This is a genomic window from Streptomyces sp. NPDC006296 (assembly GCF_040613235.1).
Lineage (GTDB): Bacteria > Actinomycetota > Actinomycetes > Streptomycetales > Streptomycetaceae > Streptomyces.
This window is the reverse complement of record NZ_JBEXRT010000004.1, coordinates 95,669-112,279: the sequence shown is the minus strand read 5'-3', so window position 1 is coordinate 112,279 and position 16,611 is coordinate 95,669. Positions and strand designations below refer to the sequence as shown.

General features: G+C 72.7%; 16 protein-coding genes. 4 read left to right on the top strand and 12 right to left on the bottom strand.

Annotated elements, in window-relative coordinates; genetic code table 11:
- Positions 1 to 56 precede the first annotated feature (56 nt).
- The 3 genes from ABZ172_RS04175 to ABZ172_RS04165 form a co-directional block, all read right to left on the bottom strand.
- A complete protein-coding gene (locus ABZ172_RS04175; protein WP_356879997.1) occupies positions 57 to 1,082 on the bottom strand; it encodes a 6-phosphofructokinase in 1,026 nt (341 codons plus the stop codon).
- A gap of 182 nt (positions 1,083 to 1,264) precedes the next feature.
- Positions 1,265 to 1,993, bottom strand: coding sequence for a glutamine amidotransferase (locus ABZ172_RS04170; RefSeq protein ID WP_356879995.1), 729 nt, complete (start codon positions 1,991 to 1,993; stop codon positions 1,265 to 1,267).
- A gap of 34 nt (positions 1,994 to 2,027) precedes the next feature.
- A complete protein-coding gene (locus ABZ172_RS04165; protein WP_356879993.1) occupies positions 2,028 to 3,266 on the bottom strand; it encodes a MurT ligase domain-containing protein in 1,239 nt (412 codons plus the stop codon).
- Positions 3,267 to 3,380: 114 nt separating this feature from the next.
- Between ABZ172_RS04165 and def the strand changes: the two genes are divergently transcribed.
- Positions 3,381 to 3,932, top strand: coding sequence for a peptide deformylase (def, locus tag ABZ172_RS04160; RefSeq protein ID WP_356879991.1), 552 nt, complete (start codon positions 3,381 to 3,383; stop codon positions 3,930 to 3,932).
- 23 nt (positions 3,933 to 3,955) lie between these two features.
- Here def and ABZ172_RS04155 read toward each other — a convergent pair whose 3' ends face one another.
- Positions 3,956 to 4,606, bottom strand: coding sequence for a TetR family transcriptional regulator (locus tag ABZ172_RS04155; RefSeq protein ID WP_356879989.1), 651 nt, complete (start codon positions 4,604 to 4,606; stop codon positions 3,956 to 3,958).
- Between the two features lie 174 nt (positions 4,607 to 4,780).
- Here ABZ172_RS04155 and ABZ172_RS04150 point away from each other — a divergent pair, with 174 nt between their 5' ends.
- Positions 4,781 to 6,007, top strand: a complete 1,227-nt coding sequence (locus ABZ172_RS04150; protein ID WP_356879987.1) for an acyl-CoA dehydrogenase family protein — start codon at positions 4,781 to 4,783, stop codon at positions 6,005 to 6,007.
- Between the two features lie 94 nt (positions 6,008 to 6,101).
- On the opposite strand, the gene ABZ172_RS04145 is transcribed toward ABZ172_RS04150, so the two are convergent.
- The 3 genes from ABZ172_RS04145 to ABZ172_RS04135 are packed head-to-tail and all read right to left on the bottom strand — an operon-like array spanning position 6,102 to position 7,769.
- Positions 6,102 to 6,590 (bottom strand): glutathione peroxidase, encoded by a 489-nt coding sequence (locus ABZ172_RS04145; RefSeq protein ID WP_356879985.1) that lies wholly within the window; start codon positions 6,588 to 6,590, stop codon positions 6,102 to 6,104.
- A gap of 44 nt (positions 6,591 to 6,634) precedes the next feature.
- Entirely contained in the window at positions 6,635 to 7,174 is a 540-nt protein-coding gene (locus ABZ172_RS04140; RefSeq protein WP_356879983.1) for a GNAT family N-acetyltransferase, read from the bottom strand.
- Between the two features lie 19 nt (positions 7,175 to 7,193).
- Positions 7,194 to 7,769: an XRE family transcriptional regulator gene (locus ABZ172_RS04135; RefSeq protein ID WP_356879981.1), complete on the bottom strand. Its 576-nt coding sequence runs from the start codon at positions 7,767 to 7,769 to the stop codon at positions 7,194 to 7,196.
- Between the two features lie 146 nt (positions 7,770 to 7,915).
- On the opposite strand from ABZ172_RS04135, the gene ABZ172_RS04130 reads away from it, so the two are divergent.
- Positions 7,916 to 8,347 (top strand): hypothetical protein, encoded by a 432-nt coding sequence (locus ABZ172_RS04130; protein WP_356879979.1) that lies wholly within the window; start codon positions 7,916 to 7,918, stop codon positions 8,345 to 8,347.
- Here the strand turns inward: ABZ172_RS04130 and ABZ172_RS04125 are convergent.
- The 3 genes from ABZ172_RS04125 to ABZ172_RS04115 all read right to left on the bottom strand — a co-directional run bounded on the left by ABZ172_RS04125 (position 8,304) and on the right by ABZ172_RS04115 (position 12,305).
- Positions 8,304 to 9,638 (bottom strand): chloride channel protein, encoded by a 1,335-nt coding sequence (locus ABZ172_RS04125; RefSeq protein ID WP_356879977.1) that lies wholly within the window; start codon positions 9,636 to 9,638, stop codon positions 8,304 to 8,306. The genes ABZ172_RS04130 and ABZ172_RS04125 overlap by 44 nt on opposite strands.
- Positions 9,639 to 9,768: 130 nt before the next feature.
- Entirely contained in the window at positions 9,769 to 11,208 is a 1,440-nt protein-coding gene (locus ABZ172_RS04120) for a DUF2252 domain-containing protein (protein ID WP_356879975.1), read from the bottom strand.
- A 137-nt stretch (positions 11,209 to 11,345) separates the two neighbouring features.
- A complete protein-coding gene (locus tag ABZ172_RS04115; RefSeq protein WP_356879973.1) occupies positions 11,346 to 12,305 on the bottom strand; it encodes a DUF389 domain-containing protein in 960 nt (319 codons plus the stop codon).
- A 252-nt stretch (positions 12,306 to 12,557) separates the two neighbouring features.
- On the opposite strand from ABZ172_RS04115, the gene ABZ172_RS04110 reads away from it, so the two are divergent.
- Positions 12,558 to 12,788, top strand: coding sequence for a DUF6011 domain-containing protein (locus ABZ172_RS04110; RefSeq protein WP_356879971.1), 231 nt, complete (start codon positions 12,558 to 12,560; stop codon positions 12,786 to 12,788).
- Between the two features lie 312 nt (positions 12,789 to 13,100).
- Here ABZ172_RS04110 and ABZ172_RS04105 read toward each other — a convergent pair whose 3' ends face one another.
- Both ABZ172_RS04105 and ABZ172_RS04100 read right to left on the bottom strand, forming a co-directional pair.
- Complete coding sequence (locus ABZ172_RS04105; RefSeq protein WP_356879969.1) at positions 13,101 to 13,976, bottom strand: acyl-CoA thioesterase II; 876 nt, start codon at positions 13,974 to 13,976, stop codon at positions 13,101 to 13,103.
- A gap of 34 nt (positions 13,977 to 14,010) precedes the next feature.
- Positions 14,011 to 16,524, bottom strand: a complete 2,514-nt coding sequence (locus tag ABZ172_RS04100; protein WP_356879967.1) for a DUF3516 domain-containing protein — start codon at positions 16,522 to 16,524, stop codon at positions 14,011 to 14,013.
- Positions 16,525 to 16,611 lie beyond the last annotated feature (87 nt).

The following is a 16,611-nucleotide window of genomic DNA, read 5'->3' as shown; positions in this document are numbered from 1 at the left end:
AGAACCGCCCCCGGCCGCAGGTGCGGCCGGGGGCGGTTCGCCGAGTGTCGGGGAGGTCAGAGCACGACCTGCGCCTCCGCGTACCGCTCGGCCGGGACCGTCTTCAGGGTCTCGACGGCCGCGGCCAGCGGAACCATCGATATGTCCGTGCCGCGCAGCGCCGTCATCATGCCGAACTCGCCCCGGTGCGCGGCCTCCACCGCGTGCCAGCCGAAACGGGTGGCCAGGACGCGGTCGTACGCGGTCGGAGTGCCGCCGCGCTGGACGTGACCGAGTATCACCGGGCGGGCCTCCTTGCCGAGGCGCTGCTCCAGCTCGCCGGAGAGCTGCGTCGCCACCCCGACGAAGCGCTCGTGGCCGTAGATGTCCTTCGTGCCCTGGTTGAACTCCATGGAGCCCTCGCGGGGCTTGGCGCCCTCCGCCACGACGACGATCGCGAACTTCTTGCCTTCCGAGAACCGCCGGCCGACGAGCTCGGTCAGCTCGTCGATGTCGAAGGGCCGCTCGGGCACGACGATGGCGTGCGCGCCGGCCGCCATGCCGGAGTGCAGCGCGATCCAGCCGGTGTGCCGCCCCATGACCTCGACGATCAGGACGCGCTGGTGCGACTCGGCGGTCGTCTTCAGCCGGTCCAGCGCCTCGGTGGCGACCCCGACGGCCGTGTCGAAACCGAACGTCACGTCGGTCGAGGCGATGTCGTTGTCGATGGTCTTCGGCACACCGACGATCGGCAGACCCGCCTCGGAGAGGAGGTTGGCGGCCTTCAGGGTGCCCTCGCCGCCGATCGGGATGATCGCGTCCAGGCCGAGATCGGCGACGTGGCCCCGCGCCCGCTCCACACCGCCGCGCAGGTGCGCGGGCTGGACGCGGGAGGACCCCAGGATCGTGCCGCCGCGGGCGAGGATGCCCCCGACCGCGTCGAGGTCGAGCTTGCGGTAGTCGCACTCCAGGAGGCCCCGCCACCCGTCGTGGAAGCCGATGACCTCGTCGCCGTGGTCGGCCACCGCACGGTGCACGACGGAGCGGATGACGGCGTTGAGGCCGGGGCAGTCGCCCCCGGAGGTGAGCACACCAATTCGCATTGCCCGGGAAACCTTTTCGACGTGGGCCGACCCCGGACCACGTCGTCCGGTTGGATCCCCGTCACCCTACCGGCGCGGAGTGGCCCGACCGAACCCGTTGTCCGACTGCTGGACGCCCACCGAATGTACACGGTCCGCACACGTGTGGACCGGCCCTCGGCAGGACCGGTCCACACCGTGCGTCAGGCGGGCTGGGTCGCCGCCGCGATCCGCTCGGCGCGCAGCGCCTCGTACCACCGGTCGTCGCTGGGCGGCAGCGCGTTGACGTCCAGCGCCAGCTTCAGCAGGTGGTCCGCGATCAGCGGGTTCCGTGCCAGCACCGGCCCGTGCATGTAGGTGCCGAACACGGTGTCGTTGTACGCGCCCTCCGTGCCGTCCCCGGTGCCGTTGCCCCGGCCGAGCCGCACCTGCGCGAGCGGGCGCGCGGACGGGCCGAGGTGGGTGACGCCCTGGTGGTTCTCGAAGCCGGTCAGCGGCGGCAGCCCCAGGTTCGGGTCGATGTCCCCGAGCACGTCGCCGACGCACCGCTCACCCTCGCCCCGGGTGGAGACGACGTCGAGCAGCCCGAGGCCGGGCTCCCGCTCGCCGAGGTCGTTGATGAACTCGTGGCCGAGGATCTGGTAGCCCGCGCAGACCGAGAAGATGATCGCCCCGTTCGACGCGGCCCGGCTCAGCCCGCCGTCACGGCGCAGCCGTTCCGACGCGAGCCGCTGCGGCCGGTCCTCACCGCCGCCGATCAGGTAGATGTCGCCCGACGTCGGGATGGGCTGGTCGCTGCGCACGTCCACGCGCGACACGTCGAGGCCGCGCTGGCGTGCCCGGCGCTCCACCACCAGGGCGTTGCCCTGGTCGCCGTAGGTGCTGAGGAGGTCGGGGTAGACCCACACCAGCCGCAGGCCGTTGTTGCTCATGCTTCGTCCTCTCCGGGGGGTGCCCGCGCGGGGGTCAGTTGCCGACACGACGGCGCAGATCCTGGAAGGCGGTGTAGTTGGCGATGACCTCGATGCGGCCGGGGGGCGCCGCCTGGACGGCCTCGTCCAGGTTCTCGCAGACCCGGAAGTCGAGTCCGGCCACCTCGAGCCGGACCGCCAGGTCCAGCTTGCGGTCACCGAGCACGAAGATCGGGTGACCGTAGAGCTGGGTGTAGTCGACGTCCCACAGCCAGGAGGTGTCGGTGCCGTCGGCGCCGCGGGCGTTCACCGAGAGGATGACCGGGGTCGGCGGCGGGTCGATCAGGGAGAACGTCTCCAGCCAGCCCGCCGGGTTCTTCGCCAGCAGCAGCCTGAGCTCGCGGCCGAGGAAGCCGACGACGTCGTAGCGGCCCGCGACGGCCTGCACCTGGTACATGCGCTCCAGCGCCACCTGCGGCGGCACGCCGAAGACCGCGGCCACGGCGGCGGAACTGGTGGCGTTGGCCTTGTTGGCCCGGCCCGGCAGCTGGAGGTGGATCGGCCACGCCGAACCGTGCGGGTCCAGGACGTAGTCGCCGTTCAGGGCCCAGCTCGGCGCCGGGCGGCGGAAGCCGCACTCACCGCAGAACCAGTCGTCCCCGGGGCGCTGCATCACACCGCCGCAGGACGGGCAGGACCAGGCGTCGTCCTTCCACGCCTGCCCTGCCGCCACCCACACCACGTTGGGGGAGGAGGACGCGGCCCAGACGATCAGCGGGTCGTCCGCGTTGGCCACGATCACGGCCTTCGAGCCCGACAGGCCCTCGCGCCACTTCTCCGCCAGCATCCGGGTCTCCGCCGCGCGGTCCAGCTGGTCGCGGGAGAGGTTGAGCAGCGCGATCACCTTCGGCGTCGTGTCGCGCGCCACCCCGGCGAGGTACTTCTCGTCGACCTCGATCACGCCGTAGCGCGCGTCCGAGCCGCCCGCCAGCGCGGAGGTGATCCCCGCCGGCATGTTGGCGCCCAGCGCGTTCGACACGACGGGGCCCGCGGCCCTCAGCGCCTCGGCGATCAGCCGGGTCGTGGTCGTCTTGCCGTTGGTCGCGGACACGAGGATCACGTCCAGGTGCTGCGCCAGCCGCCCGAGCAGGTCGGGGTCGAGCTTGAGCGCCACCCGGCCGCCGATCACCGATCCGCTGCCGCGCCCCGCGGCGCGCGACACCGCCGCCGCGGCCTTGCCCGCCGTCACGGCGAGCTTGGCCCGCGGCGACAACGGCTCCGTGTTGCCTGCCATCGTCCTAGATCCTCCTTGCGTAAGTCCGTGCCCAGCCTATCGATGTCCGCGGTGCCGACCGCACCTCGGCACCACGGGGAACGTGGAGGTCACGTGCAACGTACGCTTCTCCGCATGCGAAACCGCCCGATCCCCGGCAGTACCGGACGCGTTCGTGCCATGAGTCTGCTCGGCGCCCCGGTGCTCCACAGCCCGTGCGACGACGTCACCGACTTCGGCCCGTCCCTCGCCCGCCTGGTCGAGGACATGTTCGCCACCATGTACGCCGCGAACGGTGTGGGGCTCGCCGCGAACCAGATCGGCGTACCGCTCCGGGTGTTCGTGTACGACTGTCCGGACGACGACGTCCGGCACCTGGGGCACCTCGTCAACCCGGTCCTGGTCGAGGCGGACGGGGACACCGTACGCGGGCCGGAGGGGTGTCTGTCGCTCCCGGGGCTCGAAGCCGGCACCCCGCGCTTCGACCGTGCGGTGGTCGAGGGGCGGACGGCCGCGGGGGAGTCCGTGCGGATCGACGGAACCGGCTGGTTCGCCCGCTGCCTCCAGCACGAGTGCGACCACCTCGACGGCCGGGTCTACACCGACCGGCTGACCGGGCTGCGCCGCGCCAGAGCGCTGCGCGCGGCCCGGCGAGCGCCGTGGGCGGGCACCGCGGACGGCGGCTGAGGGGCCGCTGCGGTGGGCCGGTCTCAGAACCCCTGGCCGCCGGGGAGGTCGTTCGCGTCGGCCAGCCTGCCCCACAGCAGATCGGCGAGGCTGCGCACCAGTTGCTCGCGCGAGCACGGCCGGTCGCCCAGCCACCAGTCGCCGGCGGCGTGCATCATGCCGACGATGCCGTGGCCCCAGATCCGGGCCGTCTGCTCGCTCTCCGGGCCGAGGTCGACCCGCTCCACGATGACCTTGCCCAGCTCCTCGCCGAGGCGGCGCAGCAGCGGGGCGGAGTGGCGTCCGACGTCGAAGCCCTGCTCGGACGAGGGTGCCGCGTCGTCCGAGGGATGCATCAGGAAGCGGTAGACCTGCGGGCGCGCCTCGATGGCCGCGAGGTAGGTGTCCAGGGTCGCCTCGACGCGCCGGCGGCGCTCGGAGGGGGCGTCCAGGGCGGCCCGCAGGGCGCTCAGCAGGGCGTCGGTGTGACGCTTGGCGAGCGCGCGGTAGAGGCCGCCCTTGTCGCCGAAGTGCCGGTAGAGGATGGGCTTGGTGATCCCGGCCTCCGCGGCGATCGCGTTCATCGAGGCCTGCGGGCCGTCCCTGAGCACCACCCGGTCCGCGGCCTCCAGCAGCTCCCGGCGGCGGAGTCCGGCCGCTGTCCGCTGCCGTTCGGCCCCTCGTGTGGTCCCCATGTCGTTTCTCCCGCCCCGCCCGCTGTCCTGCGATCTCGTCACGCCCGGGCAACGTAACACCCTGGTCCGACGGGCGCGGATCGGTCGCTGACCGGTTGACAGAAGCTACTTGCTGGTAACAGACTGTTGTTACCGCTAGTAACACGGGTTGACCGGAAGCGCATGGAGGGAACCATGGCCGAGTTCACGCTCGAGCTCAACGACGACCAGAAGCAGGTCCGTGACTGGCTGCACGGATTCGCCGCCGAGGTGATCCGGCCGGCCGCTTCGGAGTGGGACGAGCGTGAGGAAACGCCCTGGCCGGTCATCCAGGAAGCGGCCAAGGTGGGAATCTACTCCCTCGACTTCTACGCCCAGCAGTTCTTCGACCCCACGGGCCTCGGCATCCCCATGGCCATGGAGGAGCTCTTCTGGGGCGACGCGGGGATCGCCCTGTCCATCGTGGGCACCGGTCTCGCGGCGGTCGGCGTCCTCGCCAACGGCACCGAGGAGCAGATCGGCACCTGGATCCCCCAGATGTACGGCGACGCCGACGACGTGAAGGTCGCCGCCTTCTGCTCCTCGGAGCCGGACGCGGGATCCGACGTCGCCTCGATGCGCACCCGCGCGGTGTACGACGAGGCCAAGGACGAGTGGGTGCTCAACGGCACCAAGACCTGGGCGACGAACGGCGGGATCGCCAACGTCCACGTCGTCGTCGCGGTCGTGGACCCGGAGCTCGGCTCCAAGGGCCACGCCTCCTTCATCGTCCCGCCGGCCACCCCCGGCCTCTCGCAGGGGCAGAAGTTCAAGAAGCACGGCATCCGCGCCTCGCACACCGCCGAGGTCGTGCTGGAGGACGTCCGCGTCCCCGGCCACTGCCTGCTCGGCGGCAAGGAGAAGCTCGACGAGCGCCTCGCCCGGGCCCGCGAGCGCGCCAGGTCCGGCGGCGAGCGCGTCAAGAACGCCGCGATGGCGACGTTCGAGGCGTCCCGCCCCGCCGTCGGCGCCATGGCGGTCGGGACCGCGCGCGCCGCGTACGAGGTCGCGCTCGACTACGCGAAGACCCGGACCCAGTTCGGACGCCCGATCATCGACAACCAGGGCATCGCCTTCCAACTGGCCGACATGCGCACCCGGATCGACGCGGCCCGGCTGCTCGTCTGGCGCGCCTCCTGGATGGCCAGCGCCGGCAAGCCCTTCACCGCGGCCGAGGGCTCCATGTCCAAGCTCTACGCGAGCGAGACGGCGAAGGCGGTCACCGCCCAGGCCGTCCAGATCCTCGGCGGCAACGGCTTCACCCGCGAGTACCCGGTCGAGCGCATGCACCGGGACGCGGCGATCTACACCATCTTCGAGGGCACGAGCGAGATCCAGCGCCTGGTCATCGCCCGCACCCTGTCGGGGATGCCGATCCGCTGACGGCCGTCCCGCCCGCCCCCGGCGCGGAGCCGGGGGTGCCCGCACCGCGTGCGGACACCCCCGGTGTTAGGGCGGATCCGGCCGTGCCGTCTCGCTAACGCGGCAGCTGCGCCTCGACGGCCGCCACGACCTCGGGCGCCTCCGGCTCGGTGTGCGGGCGGATCCGGGCGACGGGCTCGCCGGCCGGGGAGATCAGGAACTTCTCGAAGTTCCACTCCACGTCCCCGGCCTCGCCCTGCGCGTCGACGAGCTTCGTCAGCTCCGTGTAGAGCGGGTGCCGGCCCTCGCCGTTGACGTCCGTCTTCTCCAGCAGCGGGAAGCTGACCCCGTACGTCGTCGAGCAGAACGTCCTGATCTCGTCGGCGCTGCCCGGCTCCTGACCCCCGAACTGGTTGCAGGGCACCCCGAGGACGGTGAAGCCGCGGTCCGCGTACTCCTTCTGGAGCCGCTCCAGGCCGGCGTACTGCGGCGTGAGTCCGCACCGCGAGGCGACGTTCACCAGGAGGACCGCGGAGCCCTCGTAGGCGCCCAGGGTGGTCGGCTCGCCGGCGAGCGTCCGGAGCGGGATGTCGTGCAGCGTCATGGCGGATCTCCTCGATCGGGTGGCGTCGCCCCCCATTGTGGCGCTCACCGTCCGGAGGACTCCCGGCGGCCGAGCGTCCGGTAGTAGAAGGTGGTCGGCCGGAGCGTGCCGTGCGGGTCCGCGGCGTAGCCGGGGACGGAGCCGCACGCCGTCCAGCCGGCCGCGCGGTACAGGTGTTCGGCGTCGCTGCCCGTCTCGGTGTCCAGGACCAGCAGGGTCAGCCCCTCGGCCGCCGCCCACCGCTCGACGGTCGTCAGCAGGGCCCGGCCGATCCCGCGGCCGCGGGCGGAGGGCCTGACCATGAGCTTCGCGACCTCCGCGCGGTGACGGGCGTTCGGCAGGGCCGTCCTGACCAGCCCGACGGTGCCCGCCACCCGCGCGTCGTCCCGGGCGATCCAGACCTGCTCGGTCTCCGCATCGACGGCGGCGGCCCGCTCCCGCCACCACGCGGCGGCCGCCGACCGGTCCAGCGGGGCGAGGAAGCCCACCGACGCCCCGCCCGCCACGGCCTCGGTCGTCAGACCGGCGAGCTCGTCGGCGTACGTGACCAGTTCCGGGCCGGACACGGGGATGATCTCGGTCATCTGGCGGGTCCTCTCGCGTTCACGGCAGAACGGTCATCAGTGCGTAGCGGACCCGCTGCGGGCCCGGACAGCGGAAGTGGGAGGGGCCGCGCAACCGGAAGCGCAGGCAGTCGCCCTCGCGCACGAGGTGGACCGCCGCGTCGACGGTGATCTCGACCGTGCCCTCCAGGACCCAGACGTGCTGCTCCGCACCCGGCACCGGCGCGTTCCCGTAGGAGACGCCGGCGCCCGCGTCGAGTGTCCCCTCGGCGATCTCGGCCCGCAGCCCGGTGTGCTGCGGCGAGACGGAGCGGTGGACGAAACCCGCCCGCTCGTCGCGCCACACCGGCTGGCGGGCGGCCGCCACCAGCTGCGGAGGCCCCGCCTCCACCTCCAGCAGCAGCTGGGACATCGGCCGGCCGTAGGCGAGGCAGAGCCGCCCGAGAACGGCGGTGGTGGGACTCAGCTCGCCGCGCTCCAGCCGGGACAGGGCCGAGCGGCTCACGCCGGTGCGGCGGGACGCCTCGTCCAGCGACCAGCCGTGTTCGGTGCGGAGCAGGCCCAGTCGCGCCGCGAGCCTGGCGTCGACGGATCCGTGAGCCGTCCCATCGCTCATATCCGGGAGAATATCCCTGATCCGGGACAACTTCTCGGCCCGTGTGCCGACCCGGTGAGGGCGTGCAAGCCTGAAAAAAAGCCACACGGGCCGCACTGCCGGCACACGGGGTGCCGCGCACCGGCTGCACGACCGAGGAGGCCGACATGGCTGGAAGTGTGAGTGGGTCGCGAACGGGTCACGACGCTCCCGCCGGACGCGGGAGCGCCGCGTCCGGCTGGACCGTCTTCGCGGCAGTGATGATGATCTTCGGCGGGGCCATGGCCATCCTGGAGGGCATCTCCGCCATCGCCAAGGACAACGTGTTCGTCACCACGCAGAACTACGTGTTCCAGTTCAGCCTCACGGGCTGGGGCTGGGTGCACCTCATCCTGGGGATCGTCGTGGTCCTGGCGGGCTGTGCGCTCTTCACGGGGGCGCTCTGGGCGCGGGCCGTCGGCGTCCTGCTGGCGGGGCTCCTGGCGGTGGCCAACTTCCTGTGGCTCCCGTACTACCCGTTCTGGTCCATCGTGCTGATCGCGATCAACATCTTCATCATCTGGGCGCTGTGCTCGCCGCAGCGGGACGCTCGAACCTGAGCACCAGCACGTAGGAGACCACCACCGCGACGATCACGAGCGGCATGACGGTGATGCCCTGGGCCCCGAGCAGCAGCGTGGCCAGCAGGACCGAGGTCATCGGCAGCCGGAGCATGGCCACGCACATGGCCCCGATGCCCACCGCGAAGCCCGAGGTGGGGTCCAGGCCGGGCAGGTGCGACAGGGCCAGCCCGCCCGCGGCGCCCAGGAACATCGACGGGAAGATGGGGCCGCCCCGGAAGGCGCTCAGGGAGGCCGCGTAGGCGAGCGCCTTGCAGACGAGGAGCAGGAGGAGTGTCCCGACCGTGTACCCGGCGCTCCCGGCGAGCAGGCCGCCGAGAGCGTCCTGGCCGGAGTACAGCACCTCGGACGCGTTCCTGCCCGTGCTCTGGGCGTAGAGGAGCGCCAGCACGCCCACGGTGAGGCCCATGACCACGGTCGCGGCCACCCGCCGCTCCTCGACCCGCTCCTGGAGCGCCAGGGCCAGCCGCTTGACCCCGGTGCCCGCCAGGGCCGCGGCGACCCCGAGGAGCACGGCCCAGCCGAACTCGGCGAGTGCGGGCTGCGGCGCGTGCGGCACGTGGGGGAGGGCCAGGGAGTACGTCCCCAGGCCCGTCCACGACCCGAGCCCGATGAAGATCAGCGAACCGATGCCCGCGGCCAGGAGCCCGGGCACCAGGGCGACGCCGAGCATCATCCCGGCGAGTCCGGACGCCTCCATCAGCAGGAAGGCGCCGATGAGCGGCGAGCCCAGCAGGGTGCTGACGGCGGCGAAGCTCCCCGCCGCCGCCACCATGGCGCTCGCACCCGGCGCGATGCCCGGCCTGAGCAGGCGCACCGCGCACACGGCCAGACCGCCGCCCAGGGCGATGAGCGGGGCCTCGGGCCCCAGGACCACGCCGAGGCCGAGGGACGCCAGGGCGGCGAGCGCGATGCCCGGGAGCTGGGCGGCCGTCGGCGCCCCGGTGTTCGCGAAGCCCTCGGCCGGCCTGTGCCCGCCCGTCCCCGGCAGGTGCCGGATCGCCAGCGCGGTCAGCAGCCCCGACACGCCCAGTAGCGGCACCGGCCACCAGGACGGCGTCTCGTCGCCGAGGCCGAGTGCGCGCGGGAGGTCCGTGTAGGTCAGGTCCTGGAGCTCGTGCACCAGCGCCAGGAATCCGAACGCCGCGGCGGAGATGGGCACGCCGAGGGCCGCCACCATGATCAGGAGGACCGCGTACCCCCGGGTGCGGACCACCGCCATCGGGTCGGGTGCCGGCGCGTCGGGCGCTCCGGCCGATTCGGCCGACATGGTCATGGTCTCCTCGTGTCGGACCCCGCCCGGGCGCCTGACGGCCCGCCGGGGATCCCCACGGTGATACCACGATGTCCGGTTATGTCGGTGAAGTACCCGCGGTGTTCGCGGAACGAATCACCAGGCCCTACCTCGCGGCGACGCCGCCGTCGCCCGCCGCCGGGAGCCGGCCCGCCGCCACCGCGTCGACCAGGGCCCGGTGGTCCCTCTCGTTCTGGTCCGCGTACCGCTCGGCGAACGTCTCCAGCGCCCGGTCGAACACCTCGCCGTGACCCAGGTAGGCGGCGATGGCGATACGGTCGCCGGACCGCGCGTGCGCACGGGCCAGGGTCGTCCCGCACAGCTCCCCGAAGGCGGCCATGCCGCGCGGCACCATCTGCTCCGGCCGGGCGATGCCCTTCCAGTCGCGCAGTTGCCGCACGTAGAAGTCCCGCCGCTTCCCGTCGAACCCGTCCACCCGCTCCCACCCCAGGAAGATGTCGCCCGCGGCCTGCATCAGCCGCTGGCCCGCCACCACCCGCTCACCCTGGTTCCGGTACGCGCTCGCGCCCGCGTGCGGCGCCAGCACCGAGGTGTCCGCCTCCTTGGCCTGGAGGAAGAGCGGATCCCCGCCGTCCCTGCCCAGCAGGAGCAGGATCCAGCAGCGGGTCCCGACGCTTCCCACGCCCACGACCTTGCGGGCCATGTCCACCGGCCGGAAGTCCGCGAGCAGGGAACGCCGGTCCGACGGGAGGCTCCGGCCGTAGCTCCGCAGGAGCGCACGGAACTGCCCCTCCGTCGCCCGGCGTTCCGCGTCCGGCAGCAGATCCGCCAGCCGCACCACGAGGGGCGGGTCCGGTGCGATGCGCAGCCGCCCGTCGGCCACCTCGGTGAGCCGGGCGAACGCCTGCAGGCTGTCCCGGGTCCGGGCCTTCGCCGTCGCCCCCGCGACCCGTCTGCGGCCCGCGGCGGTCAGCTTGCCGGCGGCCGCCGCCCGGAGCCGCTCCTCGTCGATCTTCGCGTACCAGACGTCGAGGTTGCGCATGTCCGCGAACCGGATCATCGACTCCCGGTACGCCCGCACGGTGGCCCGCACGATCCGGGCCCGCTCCTTGTCCGTGAAGCCGTTCGCGCGCCCCGCGATGACGAGACTGGCCGCCAGCCGTTTGACGTCCCACTCCCAGGGGCCCGGCAGCGTCTCGTCGAAGTCGTTGATGTCGAAGAGCAGATGGCGTTCCGGGGAGGCGAGCAGCCGGAAGTTCAGCAGGTGCGCGTCACCGCACAGCTGCGCCCTGATCCCGGAGGCCGGCGTCCCGGCCAGGTCGGACGCCATGATCGCGGCGGCGCCCCGGTAGAAGCGGAACGGCGACTCGGTCATCCGTCCGTACCGGATCGGGACGAGCTCCGGCACCCTGGCCGCGGACTGCGCCTCCAGCAGGGCCAGCGGATCGGGGCGGCCGGCCGGTGGCTCGTACACGCGGTGGCTGGACCTGGGGACCCGCCGGCGGGCCGCCTTCCCGAGCGCGGCCCGTTCCTCGGGCGTCGCTCCCGGTACGGCGCGGAGCGGTGAGGTGCGTTCCCGGGGCATGGCGGTCCTCCTGACTGCGTACGACGCCTTCGGCGCGGCCCCCGCCTCCCATCATCCCGGCCCCGCCGCGTTCCGGCCGCTCGGCCGGCCCGGTGCCGGCCGGGCTCCCTCCGGTGCACGGGCCCGGGCGCGGGGGCTCAGGGCCGTCCGCCGCCGCGCGCCGCCTGCGTCCGGGCGACGTACCGCCAGATCCTCCGCTGGAACCTGAGCGCCAGAGCCCCCACCCCGATCAGCACGGTGACGTTGACCAGCAGCTGGACCAGGGAGCCGCACGCCTCGGACCAGCTCCCGAAGGCGACGGAGACGCTGAGGTCCGCCGCCGCCGGGATCGTCGTCACCGAGATGAACACCCCGAGCAGCGCCCCCGTACGGGCCTCGGTGAGCGACACGATGCCGACGACACCGGCCAGCGCCGCCACGGCGAACGAGAAGAAGTTGGGGGTGTTGATGAGGTTGGAGACGGGCCGCAGCCCCCGGTCGAACGCCTCCGACTGGAGGCCGAAGCCGCGGATGAGCAGACCGAAGAGCAGGGTGACCACCACCGTCAGCAGGAAACCCCTGCCCAGGGCGGAGAGCCCCGACCGCACCATGCCCCGTTCGCCCCTGTCGATGCCCAGCGCCACCGCCACGATCGCCCCGTACTCAGGGCCGACGACCATCGCGCCGACGATGAGGATCTGGGAGTTGGTCACGATGCCCACCGACCCGATCAGGCCCGCGACGACCAGATACAGGTAGAAGCTCGGCGGATACCTCCCGCCGGAGCGGATGCGCGCCTCCACCTCCTCCCAGACCGGCGCCCCCGCGAGCGCCCCGAGCCGCCGGGTCGCGCCCTGCGACGCCGGCCCCGGGAACGCCATGCCGACCTGTTCGACGACGAGGGACCCGTCGACGTCGAGCCGCAGTTCCCGCAGACCGCGCAGGACCCCGTTGCCGGCTCCGGTCAGCACGTCGCACACCACGGAGTCGCCGTCGGGGTGACGCGCGGCGCCCCGCAGCACGATCAGGTTCAGCACGTACGGATCGCCGGCCAGGAACTCCTCGACCCGCTCCGTCAGCTCCGGCGGACACACGGCACGCACATGGATCAGGTCCACGCGCCACCCCTGGGGCACCGGGCGAGCGCACGGGAGGCAGCCGCCGGACAGTGGCTTTCGCGGTGACATGACGGACATCGGACGGTCATGGGCCGTTACCCTCCCACAGCACCACCCGGTGCGGCGGGCGACCTGCGGACGGGCCGCGCCCCGTGTCGGCCGCCCTCCCGTCCTGCCTTCAGGTGACCTCCGGGGCTCCCGCCACCGCCGCGTCCCGCACCCGCTGTCGGTGCGGCTTGAGAGGATCGGTCCGTGGAATCTCCCGAGCCCTCTGCCGAACTCTTCCCCGCACCGCAGCCGGAGGCACGCCGCGACGAGGCCCGCCGCGCGGTGCGCTGCGCCCTCTGCGGGCGGCCCCTCACCGGTGCGGAATCGCGCCGCACCGGGCTCGGCCCCGCCTGCGACGCCAAACTGCACCCGGCGGGCCCGGAGATCCGGACCCGCCGCCACGAGGTGGACCAGGACGCGCTGCCCGGCACCTGAACGGGGCTGGGCGGGCCCGCGCGCCGGGTGCGGCCCCTGCGCCGGGACCGGGTCCCGTGCCGGGGGCGCCTTGCGCGGTGGGCCCACCGCGCCGGACAGCCCCCGTGTGCCGGGGTGGGTACCGCGCCGGTACCGGGCCCCGTGCGTGTGGCCCCACAGGCCGAGGCAGGGCCCACCGCGCCGGGCGGGCCCCCTTGCCCCCGGTGGCGCCTACGCGCCGGTACCGGGCCGCGCCCGGTGGGGCCTACGCGCCGGTACCGGGCCGCGCCCGGTGGGGCCTACGCGCCGGGACCGGGCCGCGCCCGGTGGGGCCTACGCGCCGTCGAGCCGGCGGAAGAGCCCCTCCTGCACCACGGACACCAGCAACTGCCCCTGCCGGTCGTAGATCCGCCCCCTGGCCAGCCCGCGGCCACCCGTGGCGATCGGCGACTCCTGGTCGTACAGGAACCACTCGTCGGCGCGGAACGGCCGGTGGAACCACATCGCGTGGTCCAGCGAGGCCATGTCGAAGCCGCGCGGCCCCCACAGCGGTTCGACCGGGATCCGCACCGCGTCCAGCAGCGTCATGTCGCTCGCGTAGGTCAGCGCGCAGGTGTGCACGAGCGGGTCGTCGCCCAGCGGGCCGACCGCCCGCATCCACACCGCGCTGCGCGGATCGGCGCCCTCGATCTCCTCGCGCGTCCAGCGCAGCCGGTCGGCGTAGCGGATGTCGAAGGGCTGACGGCGCGCCATCCGCTCCAGGGTCTCCGGCAGGCCCCCCAGGTGCTCGCGCACCTCGTCGGCGACCGTCGGCAGCTCGTCCGGATCGGGCACGATCCGGGCCGGCGGCAGCTGGTGCTCGAACCCCGCCTCCTCCGGGCGGTGGAAGGACGCCGTCAGATTGAAGATCGTCCTGCCCTGCTGCACGGCCGTGACCCGGCGCGTCGTGAAGGACCGGCCGTCCCGCACCCGCTCCACGTCGTACACGATCGGCACGCCCGGACGGCCCGGGCGCAGGAAGTACGCGTGCAGCGAGTGCACCGGACGGTCGCCGTCCGTGGTGCGGCCGGCCGCGACCAGCGCCTGACCCGCGACCTGACCGCCGAAGACCCGTTGCAGGGACTCCTCGGGGCTGCGGCCGCGGAAGATGTTGACCTCGATCCGCTCCAGGTCGAGCAGCTCGACCAGGCTGTCGGCGGGGTTCGTCATGCCGTTCTTCTCCACTCTCCCGGCCCGTCCGCCGTCACAGCCGGCCCACGGCCGTGACCCGGACGACGGCCCGGCCCTCCTCGTCGGAGGCCGCGAGATCGACCTCCGCACGGATTCCCCAGTCGTGGTCCCCGGCCGGGTCGGCGAACGCCTGCCACACCCGCCACACCCCCTGCCCGGGATCCTCGTCGATCTTCAGCAGCTTCGGGCCGCGCGCGTCCGGGCCCGTGCCCAGCTCCTCGTGCTCGTCCCAGTAATCGTCCATGGCCTCGCCCCACGCGTCCTCGTCCCAGCCCGCGTCGGCGTCCAGCTCACCCAGATCGCGTACCCGGTCCAGGGCGGCCAGCTCCACCCGGCGGAACATCGCATTGCGCACCAGCACCCGGAAGGCACGGGCGTTGGCCGTCACCGGCTTGACCTCGTCGGCCCGCTCCTGCGCCTGCTCGGCCGTCTCCACCTCGGGATTGGCCAGCTGCTCCCACTCGTCCAGCAGACTGGAGTCCACCTGGCGCACCAGCTCGCCCAGCCAGGCGATCAGGTCCTCCAGGTCCTCGGACTTCAGGTCGTCGGGGATCGTGTGCTCAAGGGCCTTGTATGCGCTCGCCAGATAGCGCAGGACGATGCCCTCGGTGCGGGCCAGCTCGTAGTTCGAGGTGAACTCCGTGAAGGTCATGGCCCGTTCGTACATGTCACGGATCACGGACTTCGGCGACACCGGGTGGTCGCCGACCCACGGATGGCTGCTGCGGTACACGTCGTACGCGTGCCAGAGCAGCTCGCTCAGCGGCTTGGGGTACGTGACCTCCTGGAGCCGCTCCATCCGCTCCTCGTACTCGACGCCGTCCGCCTTCATCCGGCCGACCGCCTCGCCCCGCGCCTTGTTCTGCTGGGCCGCCAGGATCTGCCGGGGATCGTCGAGCGTCGACTCCACGACCGAGACCATGTCCAGGGCGTAGGACGGCGACTCGGCGTCCAGCAGGTCGAACGCGGCCAGCGCGAACGTGGACAGCGGCTGGTTGAGCGCGAAGTCCTGCTGGAGGTCGACGGTGAGCCGCACGATCCGGCCCTCGGCGTCGGGGGTGTCGAGCTGCTCCACCACACCGCCGTCGAGCAGCGACCGGTAGATCGCGATGGCGCGGCGGATGTGCCGCAGCTGGGCCCGGCGCGGCTCGTGGTTGTCCTCCAGCAGGTGCCGCATCGCCTCGAACGCGTTGCCCGGGCGGGCGATCACCGCGAGCAGCATGGTGTGCGTGACCCGGAAGCGCGAGGTCAGCGGCTCGGGCTCGGACTGGATCAGCTTGTCGAAGGTGGTCTCCGACCAGGCGACGAAGCCCTCCGGGGCCTTCTTGCGGACCACCTTGCGCTTCTTCTTGGGGTCGTCGCCCGCCTTCTTGACGGCCTTCTCGTTCTCGATGACGTGCTCGGGGGCCTGCGCGACCACGAAACCGGCCGTGTCGAAACCTGCCCGGCCGGCCCGGCCCGCGATCTGGTGGAACTCCCGGGCGCGCAGCGTGCGCACCCGGGTGCCGTCGTACTTCGTGAGGGCGGTGAACAGCACCGTGCGGATCGGCACGTTGACGCCCACGCCCAGGGTGTCCGTCCCGCAGATGACCTTCAGCAGGCCCGCCTGGGCGAGCTTCTCCACGAGCCGGCGGTACTTGGGGAGCATCCCCGCGTGGTGCACCCCGATCCCGTGGCGCACGTAGCGGGAGAGGTTCTGGCCGAACTTGGTGGTGAAGCGGAAGCTGCCGATCAGATCGGCGATCTTCTCCTTCTCCTCCTTCGTGCACATGTTGATGCTCATCAGCGACTGCGCCCGCTCCACCGCGGCGGCCTGCGTGAAGTGCACGATGTAGACGGGCGACTGCCGGGTGTCCAGGAGCTCGGTGAGCGTCTCCGTGATCGGCGTCAGCCGGTACTCGTAGCTCAGCGGCACCGGCCGGGTCGCGGAGCGCACCACCGACGTCGGGCGGCCCGTCCGGCGCGTCAGGTCCTTCTCGAACATCGCGACGTCGCCGAGGGTCGCCGACATCAGCACGAACTGCGCCTGCGGGAGCTCCAGCAACGGGATCTGCCAGGCCCAGCCGCGGTCCGGCTCCGCGTAGAAGTGGAACTCGTCCATCACGACCTGGCCGATGTCGGCGTACCTGCCGTCCCGCAGCGCGATCGAGGCGAGCACCTCGGCGGTGCAGCAGATGACCGGGGCGTCGGCGTTGACCGAGGCGTCACCGGTCAGCATGCCGACGTTCTCCGTGCCGAAGAGCTTGCACAGGTCGAAGAACTTCTCCGAGACCAGCGCCTTGATCGGCGCGGTGTAGAACGTGACCTTGTCCTGGGCCAGCGCCGTGAAGTGCGCCCCCGCGGCCACCAGGCTCTTTCCGGAGCCCGTGGGCGTGGAGAGGATCACGTTGGCCCCGGAGACCACCTCGATCAGCGCCTCCTCCTGAGCCGGGTAGAGGGCGATCCCCTGCGATTCGGTCCATGACGAGAAGGCCTCGAAGAGGGCGTCCGGGTCGGCGGTCGGCGGGAGCTGATCGATAAGGGTCACGCCCCCCATCTTGCCTGTCTCCTGCCCGGATGAGGGAACCGGCGGATCCGACGAAGATCACGGACGATACGCTGCCCACTCAACTCG